General features: G+C 73.4%; 20 protein-coding genes. 9 read left to right on the forward strand and 11 right to left on the reverse strand.

Annotated elements, in window-relative coordinates; genetic code table 11:
- Positions 1-43 precede the first annotated feature (43 nt).
- Both ACFYML_RS32755 and ACFYML_RS32760 read right to left on the reverse strand, forming a co-directional pair.
- On the reverse strand, positions 44-700 hold the full coding sequence (locus ACFYML_RS32755; RefSeq protein WP_387424321.1) for a DedA family protein: 657 nt from the start codon (positions 698-700) through the stop codon (positions 44-46).
- A gap of 223 nt (positions 701-923) precedes the next feature.
- Entirely contained in the window at positions 924-1,280 is a 357-nt protein-coding gene (locus tag ACFYML_RS32760) for a VOC family protein (protein ID WP_387424364.1), read from the reverse strand.
- A 158-nt stretch (positions 1,281-1,438) separates the two neighbouring features.
- Here ACFYML_RS32760 and ACFYML_RS32765 point away from each other — a divergent pair, with 158 nt between their 5' ends.
- The gene (locus ACFYML_RS32765; RefSeq protein ID WP_387424322.1) at positions 1,439-4,294 is read left to right on the forward strand and encodes an aconitate hydratase; all 2,856 of its coding nucleotides are present in this window, start codon (positions 1,439-1,441) and stop codon (positions 4,292-4,294) included.
- A gap of 92 nt (positions 4,295-4,386) precedes the next feature.
- On the opposite strand, the gene ACFYML_RS32770 is transcribed toward ACFYML_RS32765, so the two are convergent.
- A complete protein-coding gene (locus ACFYML_RS32770) occupies positions 4,387-4,812 on the reverse strand; it encodes a roadblock/LC7 domain-containing protein (RefSeq protein WP_357445401.1) in 426 nt (141 codons plus the stop codon).
- A 66-nt stretch (positions 4,813-4,878) separates the two neighbouring features.
- Positions 4,879-5,082 (reverse strand): hypothetical protein, encoded by a 204-nt coding sequence (locus ACFYML_RS32775; RefSeq protein WP_387424323.1) that lies wholly within the window; start codon positions 5,080-5,082, stop codon positions 4,879-4,881.
- 237 nt (positions 5,083-5,319) lie between these two features.
- Between ACFYML_RS32775 and ACFYML_RS32780 the strand changes: the two genes are divergently transcribed.
- A complete protein-coding gene (locus tag ACFYML_RS32780) occupies positions 5,320-5,568 on the forward strand; it encodes a DUF2630 family protein (RefSeq protein ID WP_387424324.1) in 249 nt (82 codons plus the stop codon).
- Positions 5,569-5,674: 106 nt separating this feature from the next.
- Here ACFYML_RS32780 and ACFYML_RS32785 read toward each other — a convergent pair whose 3' ends face one another.
- From ACFYML_RS32785 to ACFYML_RS32795, 3 genes are all read right to left on the reverse strand, one after another.
- Entirely contained in the window at positions 5,675-6,604 is a 930-nt protein-coding gene (locus ACFYML_RS32785; protein ID WP_387424326.1) for an RIO1 family regulatory kinase/ATPase, read from the reverse strand.
- Positions 6,605-6,781: 177 nt separating this feature from the next.
- Positions 6,782-7,426, reverse strand: a complete 645-nt coding sequence (locus tag ACFYML_RS32790) for an HAD family hydrolase (RefSeq protein ID WP_387424327.1) — start codon at positions 7,424-7,426, stop codon at positions 6,782-6,784.
- Positions 7,427-7,483: 57 nt separating this feature from the next.
- Positions 7,484-8,326, reverse strand: a complete 843-nt coding sequence (locus ACFYML_RS32795; protein WP_387424328.1) for a carbon-nitrogen hydrolase family protein — start codon at positions 8,324-8,326, stop codon at positions 7,484-7,486.
- Between the two features lie 105 nt (positions 8,327-8,431).
- Here ACFYML_RS32795 and ACFYML_RS32800 point away from each other — a divergent pair, with 105 nt between their 5' ends.
- The 6 genes from ACFYML_RS32800 to mug all read left to right on the forward strand — a co-directional run bounded on the left by ACFYML_RS32800 (position 8,432) and on the right by mug (position 12,937).
- Positions 8,432-9,004, forward strand: coding sequence for a TetR/AcrR family transcriptional regulator (locus ACFYML_RS32800; protein WP_387424329.1), 573 nt, complete (start codon positions 8,432-8,434; stop codon positions 9,002-9,004).
- A 106-nt stretch (positions 9,005-9,110) separates the two neighbouring features.
- On the forward strand, positions 9,111-10,028 hold the full coding sequence (locus ACFYML_RS32805) for a TIGR04222 domain-containing membrane protein (protein WP_387424330.1): 918 nt from the start codon (positions 9,111-9,113) through the stop codon (positions 10,026-10,028).
- Positions 10,025-10,885 (forward strand): DUF692 family multinuclear iron-containing protein, encoded by an 861-nt coding sequence (locus ACFYML_RS32810; RefSeq protein ID WP_387424331.1) that lies wholly within the window; start codon positions 10,025-10,027, stop codon positions 10,883-10,885. The genes ACFYML_RS32805 and ACFYML_RS32810 overlap by 4 nt, the downstream gene beginning before the upstream one ends.
- Complete coding sequence (locus ACFYML_RS32815; RefSeq protein ID WP_387424332.1) at positions 10,882-11,445, forward strand: hypothetical protein; 564 nt, start codon at positions 10,882-10,884, stop codon at positions 11,443-11,445. Before ACFYML_RS32810 ends, ACFYML_RS32815 begins: the two co-directional genes overlap by 4 nt.
- A gap of 32 nt (positions 11,446-11,477) precedes the next feature.
- Positions 11,478-12,239, forward strand: coding sequence for an SDR family oxidoreductase (locus tag ACFYML_RS32820; RefSeq protein ID WP_387424333.1), 762 nt, complete (start codon positions 11,478-11,480; stop codon positions 12,237-12,239).
- A gap of 197 nt (positions 12,240-12,436) precedes the next feature.
- Positions 12,437-12,937, forward strand: coding sequence for a G/U mismatch-specific DNA glycosylase (mug, locus tag ACFYML_RS32825; RefSeq protein WP_387424365.1), 501 nt, complete (start codon positions 12,437-12,439; stop codon positions 12,935-12,937).
- A gap of 31 nt (positions 12,938-12,968) precedes the next feature.
- On the opposite strand, the gene ACFYML_RS32830 is transcribed toward mug, so the two are convergent.
- From ACFYML_RS32830 to ACFYML_RS32845, 4 genes are all read right to left on the reverse strand, one after another.
- Complete coding sequence (locus ACFYML_RS32830) at positions 12,969-14,951, reverse strand: ABC transporter ATP-binding protein (protein WP_387424366.1); 1,983 nt, start codon at positions 14,949-14,951, stop codon at positions 12,969-12,971.
- 115 nt (positions 14,952-15,066) lie between these two features.
- Positions 15,067-15,834 (reverse strand): enoyl-CoA hydratase/isomerase family protein, encoded by a 768-nt coding sequence (locus ACFYML_RS32835; protein WP_387424334.1) that lies wholly within the window; start codon positions 15,832-15,834, stop codon positions 15,067-15,069.
- A 46-nt stretch (positions 15,835-15,880) separates the two neighbouring features.
- Positions 15,881-16,108: a helix-turn-helix domain-containing protein gene (locus ACFYML_RS32840; protein ID WP_007462679.1), complete on the reverse strand. Its 228-nt coding sequence runs from the start codon at positions 16,106-16,108 to the stop codon at positions 15,881-15,883.
- A gap of 246 nt (positions 16,109-16,354) precedes the next feature.
- Entirely contained in the window at positions 16,355-17,962 is a 1,608-nt protein-coding gene (locus ACFYML_RS32845) for an ABC-F family ATP-binding cassette domain-containing protein (RefSeq protein WP_387424335.1), read from the reverse strand.
- A gap of 246 nt (positions 17,963-18,208) precedes the next feature.
- On the opposite strand from ACFYML_RS32845, the gene ACFYML_RS32850 reads away from it, so the two are divergent.
- A complete protein-coding gene (locus tag ACFYML_RS32850; protein WP_387424367.1) occupies positions 18,209-19,123 on the forward strand; it encodes a neutral zinc metallopeptidase in 915 nt (304 codons plus the stop codon).
- Positions 19,124-19,307: the final 184 nt, after the last annotated feature.

Genomic DNA, 19,307 nt, shown 5'->3' on the forward strand with positions numbered 1-19,307 from the left:
GGCCGACCCCCAACAAGAGGGCCGGCCGTTCGGCGTCTCCGGGTCAGTGGTCGCTGCCGGCGCGTATCGGCGCGGCCTCGGCGGCCGGCGCCGCCGACTGCAGCCGGTGGGCCCGGCGCCGCAGCCACCAGGTGCTGGCCACGCCGGCGAGCACGGCGAGCGCCAGGCCCGCCCAGGAGATGTCCTTGAGCCAGTGCTCGGCCGCCCGGCCCACGGTGAACAACAGGTAGGTGGTGCCGAACGCCCAGACCAGACCGCCGGCCGCGTTGGCCAGCAGGAACCGGCGGTACGGCACGTGCAGCGCGCCGGCCAGGGGACCGGCGAGGATCCGCAGCAGCGCCACGAACCGGCCGAAGAAGACTGCCCAGACGCCGTGCCGGGCGAAGCTCTGCTCGGCGCGGGCGAGGTGCGCCGGGCCGAGATGGCGGGGGAAGCGCCGGCCCAGCCGTTCGAGCAGAGGCCGGCCACCGCGCCGGCCCACCGCGTACCCGACGGAGTCCCCGACGATGGCGCCGGCCGCAGCGGCGGTGGCCACCCAGTGCGGCTCCACCACCCCGGTGGCGGCGAGCAGGGCGGAGCTGACCAGCACGATCTCGCCGGGCAGCGGAACGCCCATGCTCTCGACGCCGATCACTCCGGCGACGATCAGATAGACCACGCCCGGGGGAAGCGCGGACAGCCAGTGTTGTACGTCGAGCACCCGCCACCCCTTCCGGTCCGGCCTCGAACCCTACCCCCGGGTGCCAGGTGCGGGCGGTCCGCTCAATCCGCCACCACCCGGCCGGGCCACCCGGCCCGGCGCCGCAGGGCACCGCTCGTCGGTGACGTGCCCTCGACGTCTCCGGACCGCTGTGACAACCATGACGTTCCACCGACCCGCGTCCGCCCCGGCAGGGCGGTCGGCAGTGGGCGGTGCGGGGGCGTCAGGCGGCGGGGGCGAGGAACTCCAGGCGGTTGCCGTGCGGGTCGTGGGTGTGGAACCGGCGCATGCCGGGGATCTCCTCGTCGCCCCAGAACACGGGGTGGCCGGCGGCGACCAGCCGGGCGGCGAGCGCGTCGAGGTCGGGGCGGAGCAGGGCCGGGTGCGCCTTGCGGGCGGGCCGGAAGTCGTCCTCGACGCCGAGGTGCAGTTCCGCGCCGTACCCGGTGAACCAGCAACCACCGCGGGCGGCGAGGACCGGCGGCTTGGCCTTCTCGACGAGGCCGAGCAGGCCGACGTAGAAGGCCCGGGACGCCTCCTCGGAACCCCGTGGGCAGGCGAGCAGGACGTGATGGATCATCATGGCACCTCCTCGTCCCGAACCCTGGCACGAGGTTGCGCGAATAGCAAGACGGACGTACGGTTTTGTTGAGCGCCGGGCGCAGGTAAGTGTCGCCTAACCACGGCAACACCTGGGCCGGTGCGACAGACTGCTCAGGACTACTCACGGTCGCTGGTGTGAAGGAGTACGACGTGGCGAGCCTCGACACCTTCGGTGCGAAGACCCAGCTACGCGTCGGAGACGCGAGCTACGAGATTTTCAAGATCGGCAAGGTGGAGGGCCACGACCGGCTGCCCTACAGCTTGAAGATCCTGCTGGAGAACCTGCTGCGGACCGAGGACGGCGCGAACATCACCGCCGACCACATCCAGCAGCTCGGCGCCTGGGACCCCACCGCCGACCCGAGCGTGGAGATCCAGTTCACCCCGGCCCGGGTGCTGATGCAGGACTTCACCGGCGTGCCCTGCGTCGTGGACCTGGCCACCATGCGGGAGGCCGTCCGCGACCTCGGCGGCGACGCCACCAAGGTGAACCCGCTCGCCCCGGCCGAGCTGGTCATCGACCACTCCGTCATCGCCGACCTGTTCGGCCGCGAGGACGCCTTCCAGCGCAACGTCGAGCTGGAGTACGAGCGCAACAAGGAGCGCTACCAGTTCCTGCGCTGGGGCCAGACCGCGTTCAACGAGTTCAAGGTCGTCCCGCCGGGCACCGGCATCGTGCACCAGGTCAACATCGAGTACCTGGCCCGTACGGTCATGGAGCGCAACGGCCAGGCGTACCCGGACACGGTCGTCGGCACCGACTCGCACACCACCATGGTCAACGGCCTGGGCGTGCTGGGCTGGGGCGTGGGCGGCATCGAGGCCGAGGCGGCGATGCTCGGCCAGCCGGTCAGCATGCTGATCCCGCGGGTCGTCGGCTTCAAGCTCTCCGGTGAGATGCCGGCCGGCACCACCGCCACCGACCTGGTGCTCACCATCACCGAGATGCTGCGCAAGCACGGTGTGGTCGGCAAGTTCGTCGAGTTCTACGGCCCGGGCGTGAGCGCGGTGCCGCTGGCCAACCGGGCCACCATCGGCAACATGTCCCCGGAGTACGGCTCCACCGTGGCGATCTTCCCGATCGACGCCGAGACCGTCCGCTACCTGGAGCTGACCGGCCGCGACCCGCAGCAGGTCGCGCTCGTCGAGGCGTACGCCAAGGAGCAGGGCCTCTGGCACGACCCGGCCCGCGAGCCGGAGTACTCGGAGCGCCTGGAGCTGGACCTCGGCACCATCGAGCCGTCCCTGGCCGGCCCCCGGCGCCCGCAGGACCGGGTGCCGCTGGGCAGCGCCAAGACGCTGTTCCGCTCCGCGCTGACCGACTACGTGGCCGAGGAGGCCGCCGGCGTGGCGAAGGAGCTCAGGCCGGGCGTGGCGCGCGAGCAGCTGCCCCGCGGCGCCGCCGGCCCGGCCGACGAGGCCAGCGCCGAGTCGTTCCCGGCCAGCGACCCGCCGGCCAACGAGTTCAGCGACCCGGCCGACGAGCCGCGCGACCTGGAGACCGCCGCGGCGGGTGCCGGTGGCCGCGCCACCAACCCGATCCGGGTCACCGGCGCCGACGGCGTCGAGTACGAGCTGGACCACGGTGCCGTGGTGATCGCGGCGATCACCTCCTGCACCAACACCTCCAACCCGCAGGTCATGATCGGGGCCGCGCTGCTGGCTCGCAACGCCGTGGAGAAGGGCCTGTCCCGCAAGCCGTGGGTGAAGACCACCCTGGCACCGGGCTCCAAGGTCGTCATGGACTACTACGACCGGGCCGGCCTCACCCCCTACCTGGAGAAGCTCGGCTTCAACCTGGTCGGCTACGGCTGCACCACGTGCATCGGCAACTCGGGCCCGCTGCCGGAGGAGGTCTCCGCCGCGGTCAACGAGGGTGACCTGGCCGTCGTCTCGGTGCTGTCCGGCAACCGGAACTTCGAGGGCCGGATCAACCCGGACGTCAAGATGAACTACCTGGCGTCCCCGCCGCTGGTGGTCGCGTACGCGCTCGCCGGCACCATGGACATCGACCTGGCCAACGAGCCGATCGGCGAGGACAGCCAGGGCAACCCGGTGTTCCTGCGGGACATCTGGCCGAACAGCGCCGAGATCCAGGACGTCATCGCCTCGGCGATCGGCGCCACCGGCTTCAGCTCCGCGTACGCCGACGTCTTCGCCGGCGACGAGCGGTGGCAGTCGCTGCCGACCCCGACCGGTGACACCTTCGCCTGGGCCGGCGAGTCCACCTACGTCCGCAAGCCCCCGTACTTCGAGGGCATGGAGCGGGACCCGAAGGCGGTCTCCGACATCGCCGGCGCCCGGGTGCTGGCCAAGCTGGGCGACTCCGTGACCACCGACCACATCTCCCCGGCCGGTTCGATCAAGGCGGACTCCCCCGCCGGCAAGTACCTGGCCGAGCACGGCGTCGCCCGGCACGAGTTCAACTCGTACGGCTCCCGCCGGGGCAACCACGAGGTGATGATCCGGGGCACCTTCGCCAACATCCGGCTGCGCAACCAGCTCGTCCCCGGCGTCGAGGGCGGCTTCACGGTCAACCACCTGACCGGCGAGCAGACCTCGATCTACGACGCCGCGATGGCCTACCAGGAGGCGGGCGTCCCGCTGGTCATCCTGGCCGGCAAGGAGTACGGCTCCGGCTCGTCCCGCGACTGGGCGGCCAAGGGCACCATGCTGCTCGGGGTCAGGGCGGTCATCGCCGAGTCGTACGAGCGGATCCACCGCTCGAACCTGATCGGCATGGGCGTGCTGCCGCTGCAGTTCCCGGTCGACACCACCGCCCAGTCGCTGGGGCTCACCGGCACGGAGACCTTCTCCATCGCCGGCGTGACCGCGCTGAACGACGGCGAGACCCCGCGTACGGTGAAGGTCACCACCGACACCGGCGTGGAGTTCGACGCCGTGGTCCGGATCGACACCCCCGGTGAGGCGGACTACTACCGGCACGGCGGCATCCTGCAGTACGTGCTGCGTCGCATGATCGCCAGCTGACGACGTACCCCGAACGGGCCCCTTCCCGCGCGTGCGGGGAGGGGCCCGTCGGCGTCGTACGGGGACCCGTCAGTCGGCTGCGGTCCGGCCGGTCATCGCGCCGGACTCTCCCCGGTGGCCGGTTCCCGGGTCGGCGTGGCGACGAACCGGCCCACCCGGGTGACCAGCATCGCCATCTCATACGCGATCAGGCCGACGTCGGCGTCCTCGGCGGCCAGCACGGCCAGGCAGGCGTTGCGCCCGGCCGCCGTGACGAAGAGGAACGACGACTGCATCTCGATGATCGTCTGCTGCACCTGGCCGCCGCCGAAGCGCTTGCCCGCGCCCCGGGCCAGGCTCTGGATGCCGGCCGCCATCGCCGCCAGGTGCTCGCCGTCGTCCCGGCTCAGCCCCCGGGACGCGGCCATCAACAGGCCGTCGGTGGAGAGCGCCACGGCATGTTCCGCCTGCTTGACCCGGCCGACCAGGTCATCCAGCAACCACGTCAGATCCGCGCTCGAAGCCGTCTGCTGCCCCACTCGTCGTCCTCTTTTCCCCTGCTGGTGTGCCGTGCTCGTCTGGGATGCGCCGGTTCGGCGTCCCCGTCAGGTCGCCTGCTCGTGCGCGATGCCCGGCCCACGGCCCGCCGCGCCGGTCTCGGCCTGGCTGGCGACGGTCAGCGGCGCGTCCACCGTGCTGCGTCCCATGCGGACGGCCGGCGACAGCCGCGCCGGCAGTCGCTCCCGGTCACCCGCCGGCAGTCCGGACACACTGGGCCGCGGTCCCGCCGGCGCCTGCGTCACGTTCACCGCGTCGTCCCCGGATGCCCGGAGCCTCCTACTACGGGAACCCATCACACCATCCTGGCGGGCCATTCGGTCACGTGCCCGATGGCGTTCATCGACCCATCCGATCGACACCGGCGCACGCTAGCAGCGTCCGGACCTTCACTCAAGCGAACCTGATCATGGCGCTGGGAGCCGGCCCGGCGGCGCGCAGCGAGGAGAACCCGGGCGCGGCACCGCCCCCTGTGCCAAGCTTCGGGCATGGACGACAAGACCATCCTGAACCGGATCTCCGAACTCGTCGACGAGGAGCACCGGCTGCGCGCGGCCGCGCAGGAGAACGAGGCCGGCACCGACGACACGGCCCGGGACCGGCTGCGGGCCCTGGAGGAGTCCCTCGACCAGTGCTGGGACCTGCTGCGCCGCCGCCGGGCGGCCCGCCAGGCGCACGGTGACCCGGACGCCCAGGGCGCACGCCCGGTCCCGGAGGTCGAGCGCTACCTCCAGTGACCGGCGGTCCCCGGCGGCGCCGGGCGGTGGCAGCGCCGGCGGCCGGACCGACGGACCACGCACCGGCGTCCCGGGCGGGACAGCACCCGCCCGGGACGCGGCGCGCTCAGCGGATCCCCGCCTCCCGCAGCAGCAACTCGGTCAGCTCGACCGGGTCGGTGTCCGCGGCGGGCAGGCCACGGGCGATGAACCAGGTGCCGACCACCCGGACGTCCCGGGCCAGGAACTCCGGCCCCTGCGGGTTGGCCACCACGTCGACCACCTGCGGCAGGTCGATCATGACCAGCCGCCCCCGGTGCACCAGCAGGTTGTACGGGGACAGGTCGCCGTGCGCGTACCCGGCCCGGGCCAGCACAACCAGGGCGTCGACCAGTTGCTCCCACAGGTCGCGCAGCTCGGCGCCCTCGGGGCGGAGTTGGGCCAGCCGCGGCGCGGCCTGCCCCTCCTCGGCGTCCCCGACGAACTCCAGCATCAGTTCGGTGCCGAGCAGCTGGACCGGGTACGGCACGGCGATGCGCCCGGAGGCGGCGCCGATCTCCCAGAGCCGGGCCAGGGCGGCGAACTCGGCCGCCGCCCACTGCCCGGCGATCATCTGCCGGCCGAACGCGGTCCGCCCGGCCATCGCCCGGTTCTCCCGGGACCGCCGGACCCGGCGCCCCTCCAGATAGCCGGCATCGCGGTGGAAGAGCCGGTGCTGGGCGTCCCGGTAGCGCTTGGCCGCCAGCAGGCAGGAGCGGTCGGTGCCCGGCACCGCACGGCGGACCAGATGGACGTCCGCCTCCTTGCCGGTCTTCAGCACGCCGAGTTCGGTGTCCTTCGCGGCCAGCTCGGTGACCAGCCACGCGGGATGCGGCTCGGGCCCGTGCACGGCCTCGTCCCAGGAGGACCAGCGGTCCTCGGGGTCGGGCTCGTCCTCGGGTTCGGCGAGGGCCGGCTCGGCGTGCCGGCCCCGCTTCAGGAAGTACGGTTCGTCGTCGTCGAAGCGGCTCTTGCCGCGGCCACGGCGCTGCGGCGCCGGGAAGTCGTTATCGCGCACGGGTGGGTTGATCCTTCGATCGAGGCTGGTGGAGGCAGGTGGAGCGACCCTGCAAAGACGGCCATGACCGACCTCCTCTCCTCGACCGGGCACCGCCCGGCTGCGCCCTCGCGCGGCACCATGCTCACCACCGGACGCGGGCGGGTCAACCGATTTACGCCGCGCGGGTGACGGCGGTCAGCCGGCCAGTACGGTGGCCACCGCGGCGATCAGCCCGTCCACCGTGCGGGTGGGGGCGAACCGGGTGTCCGACCAGCGGCGGCCGCGGTGCAGCCAGACGCTGGGCAGGCCGACCGAGGTCGCCCCGCCGATGTCCGCCTCCGGGCTGTCCCCGACCACCCAGGCGCCGCGCAGCGGCATCCGGGCCCGCTGGGCGGCGAGCGCGAAGATCCTCGGGTTGGGCTTGCTGACCCCGGCCTCCTCGGAGATCACCCAGTCGGCGACGTACCGGTCCAGGCCGGTGCGGCGGATCTTCGCGTCCTGCTGGCGTACCGCGCCGTTGGTGACCACCACCGGCACCCAGCCGGCGTCGTGGGCGATCCGCAGCGCGCAGGCGACCAGCGGGTCCAGCCGGGTGTGGGCCACCACCCCCTCGTGCAGCTCCTCGACCAGGTCGATGGAGGGGATCCGCAGCTCGTACCGGTCGCGGATGGCGTCGGCGACGTCCCACCGGTCGGTCAGTCCGTCCGCGTCGACGGAGACCAGCCAGTCGAGGTCGGTGGGCGGCGCGCCGATGCCGTCCAGGAAGCGCTTACCCCAGGCGCGGAACGGCCCATCCCGGTCCAGCACGGTGTTGTCCAGATCGAGCAGGAGCAACGGCACGCGCAGACCTTACGGGACCAAGGTGTCCGGCCGACAGGGCCCGGCGACCGCGCCTTTTCAGGCGCGCAGGGCCACCCGCGGAAGCCCCTGGTCGGCGGGGCGGTCGGCGAGCATGGTGTGCGCGGCGCGGGTGGCCGCCAGCGCGGCCGGGTCGAGGGTGGCCACCAGCACGTCCTCCCCCGTGTCCGCGCCCCGGGCGAGGGGTCGGCCCTCCGGGTCGTACACCGCGGCGCCGCCGTTGAACCGCCACGGGTCGGCGCCGTCGACCGCGTTGGCGAAGACCACGTACATGGTGTTGTCCAGGGCCCGGGCGGCGTAGTAGAGGTCGCGGCGGTGCTCCGAGCCGGCCAGGTAGCCGCTCGGGCAGAGGTAGCCGTGCGCGTCGTCGGCGGCGGCGGCCCGGCCGTGCTCGGGGAAGCAGCCGTCGTAGCAGATGCCGAGACCGAACCGCCAGTCGTCGACCAGCAGGGTGGCGCCACGCTGGCCGGGGTCGAACAGCTCGCGTTCGCCGCCCCAGAGCTGCTGCTTGTCGTACGCCGCCCGCACCGCGCCGGCCGGGTCGACCACCAGCGAGGAGATGGTGCGCCGCCCGTCGGGGTGGCGGACCGCCGCCCCGACCACCACGGTCGTCCCGCCGTCCCGGGCGCCCTGCCGCAGCGGGTCGAGCCGCGGGTCGTCGACCCGGCCGTCCGCGTCGGCCGCCACGTGGGTGCCGGCCGGGTCGGCCGCGAGGGTCGGCGGGTGGTACGCGGGCAGGAACAGCTCCGGCAGCACGACGATCCGGGCGCTGGCGGCCCGGCCGACGAGCCGGGCGGCGGTGGCGGCGTTGCCGGCGACGTCGCCGGGAACCGGCTCGGCCTGCACGGCGGCCACGGTCAGCGGGTGGGCGGGCGCGGTCATGGGCTGATCCTAACCGGGGCGGGACCCCGGGGTGATCATGCGCAAGCGCATCTCAAGCCGTACGTACGGTTTGCATCGGCGGGACCCACCTGGGACGATCGGTGCGTGCCCAGAGTAAGCCAGGACCAGCTCGACGCGCGCCGGCAGGAGATCCTCGCCGCCGCGCGCGCCTGTTTCGCCCGGCACGGCTACGAGGGCGCCACGGTCCGCCGCCTGGAGGAGGCCACCGGGCTGTCCCGCGGCGCCATCTTCCACCACTTCCGCGACAAGGACTCGCTCTTCCTCGCCGTCGCCGAGGACGACGCGGCGGCCATGGTGGAGACGGTCGCCCGCAACGGCCTGGTCCAGGTGATGCGGGACCTGCTGGCCCGAGCGATCTCCCCGGACACCACCGGCTGGCTCGGCAGCCAGCTGGAGGTCTCCCGGCGGCTGCGTACCGACCCGGCGTTCGCCAAGCGCTGGGCGGAACGCTCGGCGGCGATCGCCGAGGCCACCCGGGAACGCCTGCTCCGCCAGCGGGAGGCGGGGGTGCTCCGCGACGACGTGCCGATCGACGTGCTGGCCCAGTTCCTGGAGCTGGCGTACGACGGGTTGGTGCTGCACCTGGCGATGGGCCGCCCGGCCGGCGACCTGGGACGGGTGCTCGACCTGGTCGAGGAGGCGGTCCGCCGCCACTGACCGCCCGCGCCGTATCTCGGTCCGGTAACTCGGTCGACGGGCCGGATGCCCCCTGGCGGGTCTGCTCCACAATGGGCCGCGACCCCCTCGCGACAGGAGCAGAGAGATGACCGTCCTCGCCGCACCGGGCGACACCTGGGGCATCCCCGGCCCCGTCTTCCTGCGCTGGTACCTCCTCGCCGCGGCCGTGCTGGTCGTGGGGACCCTGGTGCACCGGTTCCGCGCCCTGGCCGGCACTCCGGTCGATGGGGGCACCGCGCAGCTCGGGCCGCAACAGGCCGCGTACCTCAACGGCGGCGACCAGCTGGCGGTCTGGACGGCGCTCGGCGGGCTCCGCCACGCCGGCGTGGTGACCGTGGCCCCCGACCGGCGGCTCACCACCGCCGGCTCACTGCCGGCCGGGGTCACCCCGCTCGACCAGGCCATCTACAACGCCGCCGCGCGCGGCGTGCACTCCCGGGAGCTACGCCACGACGAGTGGGTCACCCGGGCCCTCGAGCAGCTCCGCGACGGCCTCCAGCAGCGCGGCCTGGCGCTCGGACCGGAGCAGCGGAACGCCCTGCGGCGCGGGCCGATGCTGATCGCCGCCCTCCTGGCGCTCGGGGTGATCCGGGCGTTCGTCGGCCTGTCCAACGGCCGGCCGGCCGGCTTCCTCCTGCTCAGCCTGGTGCCGCTGTTCATCGCCTTCCTGCTGCTCGCCCGGGTGCCCCGGCGGACCCGGGCCGCCGACCGGGCGCTGCACGAGCTGCGCAACCGGCACACCTGGCTGCGGCCCTCCGCCGCACCCGCGTACGCCACGTACGGCCCGTCCGCCGCGGCGATGGGCGTGGCGCTGTTCGGCACCGCCACCATCTGGGCCATGGACCCGGGCTTCGCCGACCAGGCCGAGATCCAGCGCCAGGCGCTCGGCGCGAGCGGCGCCGGGTCGGCCGGTTCGAGCAGCTCCTGCAGCAGCAGCTCGTGCGGCGGGGGCAGCTCCTGCGGGGGCGGCGGCGGATGCGGTGGCGGCGGGTGCGGCGGATGACCAGCGCCTCGCCGGCCCCCATCCGGACCGGCGCCGCGACGACCGGGCCGCACGGGGTCGGCGTCGGGTGGCGACCGGAGATCGCCGGATTCGTGGCCGGCCTGCCCGGGCTGCGCTTCGTCGAGGTGGTGGCGGAGACGGTCAACCCGGCCGGCCCGCTCCCCGACGGCCTCGCCGAGCTGTGCGAGCGCGGGGTCACCGTCGTACCCCACGGGGTGAAGCTCTCCCTCGGCGGTGCGGAACCGGTCGACCCGGCCCGGCTGGCGCACCTGGCCGGCGTGGCCGCGGCGGTGAACGCCCCGCTGGTCAGCGAGCACATCGCGTTCGTCCGGGCCGGCGGTCTGGAGGCCGGTCACCTGCTGCCGCTGCCGCGCAGCCGGGAGGCGGTCGCCGCAGTGGTGGCGAACGTGCGGCGGGCGCAGGCCGAGCTGCCGGTGCCACTCGCCCTCGAGCCGATCGCCGCGCTCTTCGACTGGCCGGACGACGAGCTGGATGAGGCCGACTTCCTCACCGAGATCCTCGACGCCACCGGGGCGCTGCTGCTGCTCGACCTCGCCAACGTGCACGCCAACGCCCGTAACCGGGGCGGCGACCCCCGCGCGCTGCTGGACCGGCTGCCGCTGGACCAGGTCGCCTACGTCCACGTGGCCGGTGGCGCCGAGCAGGGCGGCTTCTACCACGACACGCACACCGACCCGATCCCCGTCGAGGTGCTCGATCTGGTCGGTGAGCTGTGCGTCCGGCACCGGCCCCCGGCGCTGCTGCTGGAACGCGACGGCCACTACCCGCCCGCCGCCGAACTGCGCGGCGAACTGGACGCGCTCGCCGCCGCCTCCGGGTACCCGGTGGTCACATGACCCGCGCCCGCCGCGACCGCGCCGCCGGGGCGGATCCGGCCGCCCCGGGCGCGACGCCACCCGCCGCTCCCCCGGCCGGGCCGCCGCCCTCGCCCGGTGCCGCCCCGGCCGATTCGGGCGAGCGCCTGGCCGCGCGGCAGGCGCAGCTGGTCGCGGCGCTGGTCGCCGGTGGGCCGCTGCCGCCCGGGTTCGCCCCCGGGCCGGTGGCGGCGGCCCGCCGGGCCCTGCTGCACAAACGCGCGGGCGACGTGGCCCGGCACTGGCCGCTGCTCGCCGCCGGCCTCGGCGCCGGCTGGTCGGCCACGTTCGCCGAATGGGCGGCCGGCCGGCCGACCAACGGGTCGCTGCGCGACGGCTGGGACCTGGCCCGGGAGCTGCGCGACCACGGCAGGCTGCCGGCGCTGGGCGCGGAGGAGCTGGCCAGCCGCGAGGCCGCCACCCGCTACGACGGCCGCACCACCCCCCGCCCCCGCCGGCTGCCGGCCGTCGCCCGGGCCGGCGACGCCGTCGCGGTGCAGCTCGCCGGTCGGGTACGCCTGCTCCGCCCGGCCCACCGCTGACAGCCGGTCCCGGGTACGGCAGGATCGGACACATGGATCTCGGACTCGCCGACCGGGTGTACGTGCTGACCGGCGCCTCCCGTGGCCTCGGCTTCGCCACCGCCGAGCAACTCGTCGCCGACGGGGCGCGGGTAGTGATCTCCGCCCGCACCCCGGAACGGGTGACCGCAGCGGTCGAGGCGCTCGGCGGGCCGGAGCGGGCGATCGGCCTGGTCGCCGACCTGACCGACCCGGGTGCCCCGGAGCGGTTGGTCGCGCTGGCGTGCGAGCGGTTCGGCCGGCTCGACGGGGCGCTGATCTCGGTGGGCGGGCCCCCGCCGGGCAGCGCCGCCCGGGTGACCGACGAACAGTGGCGGGCGTCCTTCGAGACGATCTTCCTGGGCAGCGTCCGCACCGCCCGTAAGGTCGCCGCCGCGCTCCCCGACGGAGGCGTGATCGCGCTGGTCCTCTCCACCTCGGCGCGGAGCCCGCTGCCCGGTCTCGGCATCTCCAACGGCCTGCGCCCCGGTCTGGCCGGCGTGGCCAAGGACATCGCCGACGAGTACGGGCCGCGCGGGGTACGGGTGGTCTCGCTGCTACCGGGGCGGATCATGACCGACCGCAACAAGGAACTCCTGGCGGCCAGCGGCAACCCGGAGCGCGCCCGGGCCGAGGCGGAGGCCGACATCCCGCTGCGCCGGCTCGGCGATCCGGCCGAGTTCGGCCGGGTCGCGGCGTTCCTGCTCTCCCCCGCCGCCAGCTACGTGACCGGGGTGACCGTGCCGGTCGACGGCGGCGCGCTGCGCGGGCTGTGACGGCAGGGCGACGCCGGTCCGGGGCGGGCCCGCCGGACGGGGCCCGGACGGCAGCGACCCGGTTCGGCACGGCCGATGCGAGCCGGGCGAGGGCGTCCCACGCCGGCGGGGACGGCCCCGGCCGGACAGCCGAGCCGCCGGCCGCACCGCGGTATCCCCGCCCGACGAAGGAGCAGCTCGCGGCGGCCGCCGGCAAACTGCTGCCGGACCTGATCGCGCCCGGCCTGGACGTGCTCTTCGTCGGGATCAACCCCGGGCTCTGGTCGGCGGCCACCGGCTGGCACTTCGCCCGGCCGGGCAACCGGTTCTGGCCGGCGCTGCACCGGGGCGGCTTCACCCCGCGCCAGCTGCACCCCAGCGAGCAGGAGGCGCTGCCGGCCCTCGGCCTGGGCATCACCAACATGGTGGCCCGGGCCACCGCCCGCGCCGACGAGCTGACCGCCGAGGAGCTGGTACGCGGCGCGGAGGTGCTGACCGGCAAGGTCGAGCGGCACCGGCCGCGCTGGGTGGCGGTGGTCGGGGTGACCGCGTACCGGGTGGGGTTCGCGCGGCCGAAGGCCGACTTCGGCCCGCAGCCGGAGCCACTCGGCGGCGCCCGGCTGTGGGTGCTGCCCAACCCCAGCGGGTTGAACGCGCACTTCACCCCGGAGACGCTCGGCGCCGCCTTCGGCGAGCTGCACGCGGCGACGAACGCCTGACCAGCCGCTCCGGTCGGCGCCGAGTCTCCGGCTAGTTGGCCACGGCCGGCGGCAGCGCCTCCTGCGCCACGTACGTGCCGAGCGGCACGGTGGTGACCACCGGCTCCGGCTGGTCCGGCTCGGCGTACGGGGCCGGCGAGTCGGCCACCGCGAACTGGGTGCGGTAGAGCTCGGCGTAGAGGCCGCCCACGGCGACCAGTTCCTCGTGCCGGCCGCGCTCGACGATCCGCCCCTCGTCGAGGACGAGGATCTGGTCGGCGTCCCGGACGGTGGAGAGCCGGTGCGCGATCACCAGGGCGGTACGCCCGGTCAGCGCCACGGACAGCGCCCGCTGCACCGCCGCCTCGCTCTCCGAGTCGAGGTGGGCGGTGGCCTCGTCGAGGATGACGATCGACGGGGCCTTGAGCAGCAGCCGGGCGATGGCGATGCGCTGCTTCTCGCCGCCGGAGAAGCGGTAGCCGCGCTCGCCGACCGTGGTGTCGAGCCCGTCGGGCAGGGAGCGGACCAGGTCGGCCACCTGCGCGCCGGCCAGGGCCGCCCAGATCTCGTCGTCGGTGGCGTCCGGCTTGGCGTACCGCAGGTTCTCCCGGATGGTCTCGTGGAACAGGTGGGAGTCCTGGGTGACCACGCCGATCTCGTCGCGCAGCGAGGCGAGGGTGGCGTCCCGGACGTCGACGCCGCCAACCAGCACCTGCCCGTCGGAGACGTCGTAGATCCGGGAGATCAGCATGGACAGCGTCGACTTGCCGGCGCCGGAGGGACCGACCAGGGCCACCATCTGCCCGGGCTCGACGCTGAACGAGACACCCTTGAGCACCGGCTCGTTGACCGTCCGGTCCAGCGTGGCGACCTCCTCCAGCGAGGCCAGCGACACCTCGGCGGCGCTCGAGTAGCGGAACCGCACGTCCCGGAACTCGACCCGGCCGCTGCCCCGGGGCACCGGCACCGCGGCGGACTTCTCCTCGATGCCGGGCCGCAGGTCGAGCACCTCGAAGACCCGGTCGAAGGAGACCAGCGCGCTCATCACGTCGACCCGGACGTTGGAGAGCGCGGTGAGCGGCCCGTAGAGCCGGGTGAGCAGCAGCGCGAGCTTGACCACGGTGCCGGCGCTGACCGCGCCGGTGACGGCGAGCCACCCGCCCAGGCCGTACGTGAGGGCCTGCGCGAGGGAGGCGACCAGCAGCATCGCCACGAAGAAGGTGCGCGAGTACATGGCGGACTGGATGCCGATGTCCCGGACCCGCTCCGCGCGGCCGGCGAACCGGCGTGCCTCCACCTCGGGCGAGCCGAAGAGCTTGACCAGCAGAGCGCCGGCCACCCCGAACCGCTCGGTCATCGTCGCGTTCATCTTCGCGTCGAGGTTGTACGACTCGCGGGTGATCTCGGCGAGCCGCCGGCCGACCCGGCGGGCCGGGATGATGAAGATCGGCAGCAGCACCAGCGCCAGCAGGGTGATCTGCCAGGAGAGGATGAGCATCGCGCCGGCGGTGAGCACCAGCTGGATGACGTTGCTGACCACCCCGGACAGGGTGGAGGTGAACGCCCGCTGGGCGCCGAGCACGTCGTTGTTGAGCCGGCTGACCAGCGCACCGGTCTGGGTGCGGGTGAAGAACTGCAGCGGCATCCGCTGGACGTGGTCGTAGACCCGGGTCCGCAGGTCGAGGATGATGCCCTCGCCGATCCGGGCCGAATACCAGCGCTGGGCCAGAGAGAAGAGCGCGTCGGCGACGGCCAGCGCGGCGATGATCAGGGCGAGCCGGACCACCGTCGAGCGCGCGTCGGAGCCGCCCTTGGCGATCGCGTCGATGACGTCACCGGCGAGCAGCGGGGTGGCCACCCCGACCACCGCGGCGATCACCACGGTGAGCAGGAAGACGACGATGTCGCGCCGGTACGGCTGAGCGAACGCGACGATCCGCTTGGCGGTGCCGTGCTTGAGCTGGTGGGTGGAAACCTGATCGCGGTCACGCATCGACCGGAGCATGCTCCAGCCGCCCATGCCGCCACCGGCCATCGGGTTGGACACTCGTCACCTCCGGGTCGTCGAGCAGCCCTGGACCGTCGGGTCAATTCTCCCGACGACTACGACAACCTCGCGAGTAACCCGGATCTTCCCGTACGGTCCTTACCTATTCTCCCCGCCCGGCCAGGTCGCGCAGTCGGCGGGTCTGCGCCTCCCGCTCGGCCCGCTGCTGCTCCGCGTGGCTGCGCCCGACGGCGCCGGCGAGCAGCGCCTTGATCTCCACGATCGCGTCCCGGTTGTTGGCCAGCAGGCCGGCGGCCAGGTCCCGCACGGTGGCGTCCAACTCGGCGGTGGGCACCACGAGGGTGGCCAGCCCGATCCGGTCCGCCTCGACGGCGTCCATCCGGCGACCGGTGGCGCAGATCTCCAGGGCCCGGGAGTAGCCGACCAGGTCGAGGAGGCGCTTGGTGCCGGCCAGGTCGGGCACCAGGCCGAGGGTCACCTCGGCCATCGAGAGCACGGCATCCTCGGCGAGCACCCGCAGGTCACAGGCGAGGGCGAGCTGGAACCCGGCGCCGATCGCGTACCCCTGCACGGCCGCGACGGAGATCACGTCCGGGCGGTGCAGCCAGGTGAAGCCGGCCTGGAAATCGGCGATCCGGTCCGCGCACTCCTGCTCCGGCAGCGTGGCGAGCTCGGCGAAGGAGCCCGGGCCGGAGGCACCCGCCACCGACAGGTCGAGACCGGCGGAGAAGGCCCGCCCCTCGCCGCGTACGACCACGACCCGGACGTCGCCGGGCAGGTCGCGGGAGAAGTCGCTCATCGCGCGCCACATCGCCGGGGTCTGCGCGTTGAGCACGTCGGGCCGGCACAACGTCACCGTCGCAACCGGCCCGTCGCAGTCGAGTCGCACTCCGGTCGTTGCGGAGGTCACGGGACCATCCGGAGTACAACGCTGATGGACGACGCTGGTGAGCGGGTCACGCCTTCTTGCGACGCCGGGCACCGCCACGCTGCCGCAGCTGCACCCCGGACTCGGTCAGCACCCGGTGAATGAACCCGTAGGAACGGCCGGTCGAGGCCGCGAGCGCACGGATGCTCTCACCCGAGGTGTACCGCTTTACCAGGTCCTTGGCGAGCGTCTGGCGCTCGGCTCCGACGATCCGGCGACCTTTCTCAGTGCTGGTGGCTGTGCCGGTGGCTGCCATGCTGATCCCTCACGTCCCAGACTGTGCGGTTCGGATACGGTCCCACCTATTAGACCGCCTCGAACGATCATGCGCCAGATATCAACTAATCGCCAACCGACACGCTATGCAATGTCAGCTTCCCGATAGAGTGATGCTACTGACCGGTCAGGCGGCTCCGCCCGGCTGGATCATGGTGAGCCGTCCGGCCGGCCGATCCGTCCGCTCCCTCGGGTGACCGATCTGCTCGGCTGCCCCGAGCTCGGATCAGGCCAGTTCGACGAGTTCGAGAAGGTCGTCGCTCCAGGCGTCCTCGTCGCCGTCGGGCAGCAGGATGGCGCGGTCGGGCTTCAGCGCCGTCACCGCGCCGGGGTCGTGGGTGACCAGCACGATCGCGCCGGGATAGCGGGCGATCGCGTCGAGCACCTGCTCCCGGCTGACCGGATCGAGGTTGTTGGTCGGCTCGTCAAGCAGCAGCACGTTGGCGCCGGAGCAGACCAGGGTGGCCAGGGCCAGCCGGGTCTTCTCGCCGCCGGAGAGCACCCCGGCCGGCTTGTCGACGTCCTCGCCGGAGAACAGGAACGCACCGAGGATCTTGCGCAGGTCGGTGTCGCTCTGCTCCGGGGCGGCGCTACGCATGTGCGCCAGGATCGTCCGCTCCACGTCCAGGGTCTCGTGCTCCTGGGCGTAGTAGCCGAGCCGCAGGCCGTGGCCGGGGCGCACCGCGCCGGTGTCCGGCTCCAGCAGGCCGCCGAGCATCCGCAGCAGGGTGGTCTTGCCGGCGCCGTTGAGGCCAAGGATGGCCACCCGGGAGCCGCGGTCCACCGCGACGTTGACGTCGGTGAAGATCTCCAACGACCCGTACGACTTGGACAGGCCGGTCGCGGTGAGCGGGGTCTTGCCGCACGGCGCCGGGGTGGGGAACCGCACCTTCGCCACCTTGTCCGCGACGCGTACCTCCTCCAGGCCGCTCAGCAGCTTCTCGGCTCGGCGGGCCATGTTCTGCGCGGCCACCGTCTTGGTCGCCTTGGCCCGCATCTTGTCGGCCTGCGCCATCAGCGCGCCGGCCTTCTTCTCGGCGTTGGCCCGCTCCCGGCGGCGGCGCCGCTCGTCGGTCTCCCGCGCCTCCAGGTACGCCTTCCAGCCCAGGTTGTAGACGTCGACCACGGAGCGGGTGGCGTCCAGGAACCAGACCTTGTTGACCACCGCCTCGAGCAGCGAGGCGTCGTGAGAGATCACGATCAGGCCGCCCTTGTGGTTGGCCAGGAAGCCGCGCAGCCAGGTGATCGAGTCGGCGTCCAGGTGGTTGGTGGGCTCGTCGAGCAGCAGGATGCCGCCGCCGTTCTCGCCCGCGTCCCGGAACAGGATCCGGGCCAGCTCGATGCGGCGCCGCTGGCCGCCGGAGAGGGTGCCGATGGTCTGCGCCAGGGCCCGGTCGGGCAGCCCGAGGTTGGCGCAGATCCGGGCCGCCTCGGCCTCGGCCGCGTAGCCGCCGAGCGAGGCGAACTGGTCCTCCAGCGCGCCGTAGCGGCGGACCAGGCGCTCGTCGTCGGCGCCCTCGGCGAGCTTCGTCTCCAGCTCCTTCATCTGCGCCATCAGCACGTCCAGGCCGCGGGCGGAGAGCACCCGGTCCCGCCCGGTGACGTCCAGGTCGCCGGTACGCGGGTCCTGCGGCAGGTAGCCGATCGCGCTGCGCCGGTCGATCTGCCCGGAATACGGCTGCCCCTCCCCGGCCAGCACCTTGAGCGTGGTCGTCTTGCCGGCGCCGTTGCGGCCGACCAGGCCGATCCGGTCACCCGGCTGCACCCGCAGCGTGGTGTCGGACAGCAGGATCCGGGAACCGGCGCGCAGTTCCAGGCCGGTGGCAGTGATCATTTCGAGGTACTCGCTCTCGGGGTCCGGAAGGGCTGACTCAGGGCACGCGAAAGCGCCGGCGGGTCACCAGTTCCCGTCGGCGCGGGGCCGTTCAGCCTTCGCAGCGCAGCACGGGGCAAGTGTACCGGGCGTGGCGCTGCCGTCCCGCCGGATTACCGGGCAAGATCATCGGGTACCGGAAACGCCGTCCGGACCCATTCCGGTACCGCAACCACCACACACGGACGATCGGTGATCGGGGTCAACATGGAGCTGAACGAGAACGCGCGGATCGACACCAGCCAGGTGGAGGATCGGCGAGGGTCCGGCGGAGGCGGCGGGATGATGCCCACGATCCCGATCGGCGGCGGCCGGGGCGGGATCGTGGGCATCATCATCGCCGTCCTCGTGGCCCTGGTCGGCGGCGGCTTCGGCCTCAACGCGGCGACCAGCGGCGGCGGCTCGGACCAGGGCGACAACACCGCGCTGGAGCAGAGATGCTCGGCGCAGGACGCGCTCAAGCAGCTCGACTGCCGCAACACCCTCTACGTCAACTCGATCCAGGCGTACTGGCGCACGGCCATGCCGGAGGTCTTCGGCGAGCAGTACCAGCCCTCCAGGACCGTCTTCTTCAGCCAGGCGGTGAGCACCGGCTGCGGCAGGGCCGACTCCGGCGTCGGACCGTTCTACTGCCCGGCCGACGACCTGGTCTACATCGACCTCACCTTCTACCGCCTACTGGCCGACCAACTCGGCGCGGAGGGCGAGTTCGCCCAGCCGTACGTGCTGGCCCACGAGTACGGGCACCACGTGCAGGACCTGCTCGGCACCGAGGCGCAGATGCGCCGCCAGCAGCAGCGCGACCCGAACAACGCCAACGCGCTCTCGGTGAAGCTGGAGCTGCAGGCGGACTGCTACGCGGGCGCCTGGGCGAAGAACGCCACCGGCACCTCGGACGCGCAGGGCCAGAAGATCTTCAAGAGCATCACCGACCAGGACATCCAGCAGGCGATCGACACCGCCGAGAAGATCGGCGACGACGCGATCCAGCAGCGGGCCGGGCGGCCGGTGAACCCGGACGAGTTCACCCACGGCACGTCCGCGCAGCGCCAGCAGTGGTTCACCAAGGGCTACTCCACCGGCGACCCGAAGGCCTGCGACACCTTCGGCGGCACCCTCTGACGGCGCCCCACCATCCCTCCCGCCGAGCGCGCGGGTCCCCTGATCCCCCGGCCGCCAGCAACCGGGCCCGGCAGCCAGGCGCTGGCCACTCCATGATCCCAGCCCGCTGTGGGGCGGGAATTCGAAGCGCCACTCCAGCCCGCTTCCTCACTTAGCGTCACATTCCGCAGTGGACGCTGGGACC

This window comes from Micromonospora sp. NPDC007230 (genome assembly GCF_042869115.1).
Lineage (GTDB): Bacteria > Actinomycetota > Actinomycetes > Mycobacteriales > Micromonosporaceae > Micromonospora.

Bases quoted from the DNA above. Each gene is read 5' to 3' on its own strand.
- ACFYML_RS32760 (WP_387424364.1), bottom strand. From the start codon at position 1,280: ATGATCCATCACGTCCTGCTCGCCTGCCCACGGGGTTCCGAGGAGGCG.
- ACFYML_RS32780 (WP_387424324.1), top strand. From the start codon at position 5,320: ATGGACGACAAGACCATCCTGAACCGGATCTCCGAACTCGTCGACGAG.
- ACFYML_RS32795 (WP_387424328.1), bottom strand. From the start codon at position 8,326: ATGACCGCGCCCGCCCACCCGCTGACCGTGGCCGCCGTGCAGGCCGAG.
- ACFYML_RS32805 (WP_387424330.1), top strand. From the start codon at position 9,111: ATGACCGTCCTCGCCGCACCGGGCGACACCTGGGGCATCCCCGGCCCC.
- ACFYML_RS32810 (WP_387424331.1), top strand. From the start codon at position 10,025: ATGACCAGCGCCTCGCCGGCCCCCATCCGGACCGGCGCCGCGACGACC.
- ACFYML_RS32815 (WP_387424332.1), top strand. From the start codon at position 10,882: ATGACCCGCGCCCGCCGCGACCGCGCCGCCGGGGCGGATCCGGCCGCC.
- ACFYML_RS32820 (WP_387424333.1), top strand. From the start codon at position 11,478: ATGGATCTCGGACTCGCCGACCGGGTGTACGTGCTGACCGGCGCCTCC.
- ACFYML_RS32830 (WP_387424366.1), bottom strand. From the start codon at position 14,951: ATGGCCGGTGGCGGCATGGGCGGCTGGAGCATGCTCCGGTCGATGCGT.
- ACFYML_RS32840 (WP_007462679.1), bottom strand. From the start codon at position 16,108: ATGGCAGCCACCGGCACAGCCACCAGCACTGAGAAAGGTCGCCGGATC.
- ACFYML_RS32845 (WP_387424335.1), bottom strand. From the start codon at position 17,962: ATGATCACTGCCACCGGCCTGGAACTGCGCGCCGGTTCCCGGATCCTG.
- ACFYML_RS32850 (WP_387424367.1), top strand. From the start codon at position 18,209: ATGGAGCTGAACGAGAACGCGCGGATCGACACCAGCCAGGTGGAGGAT.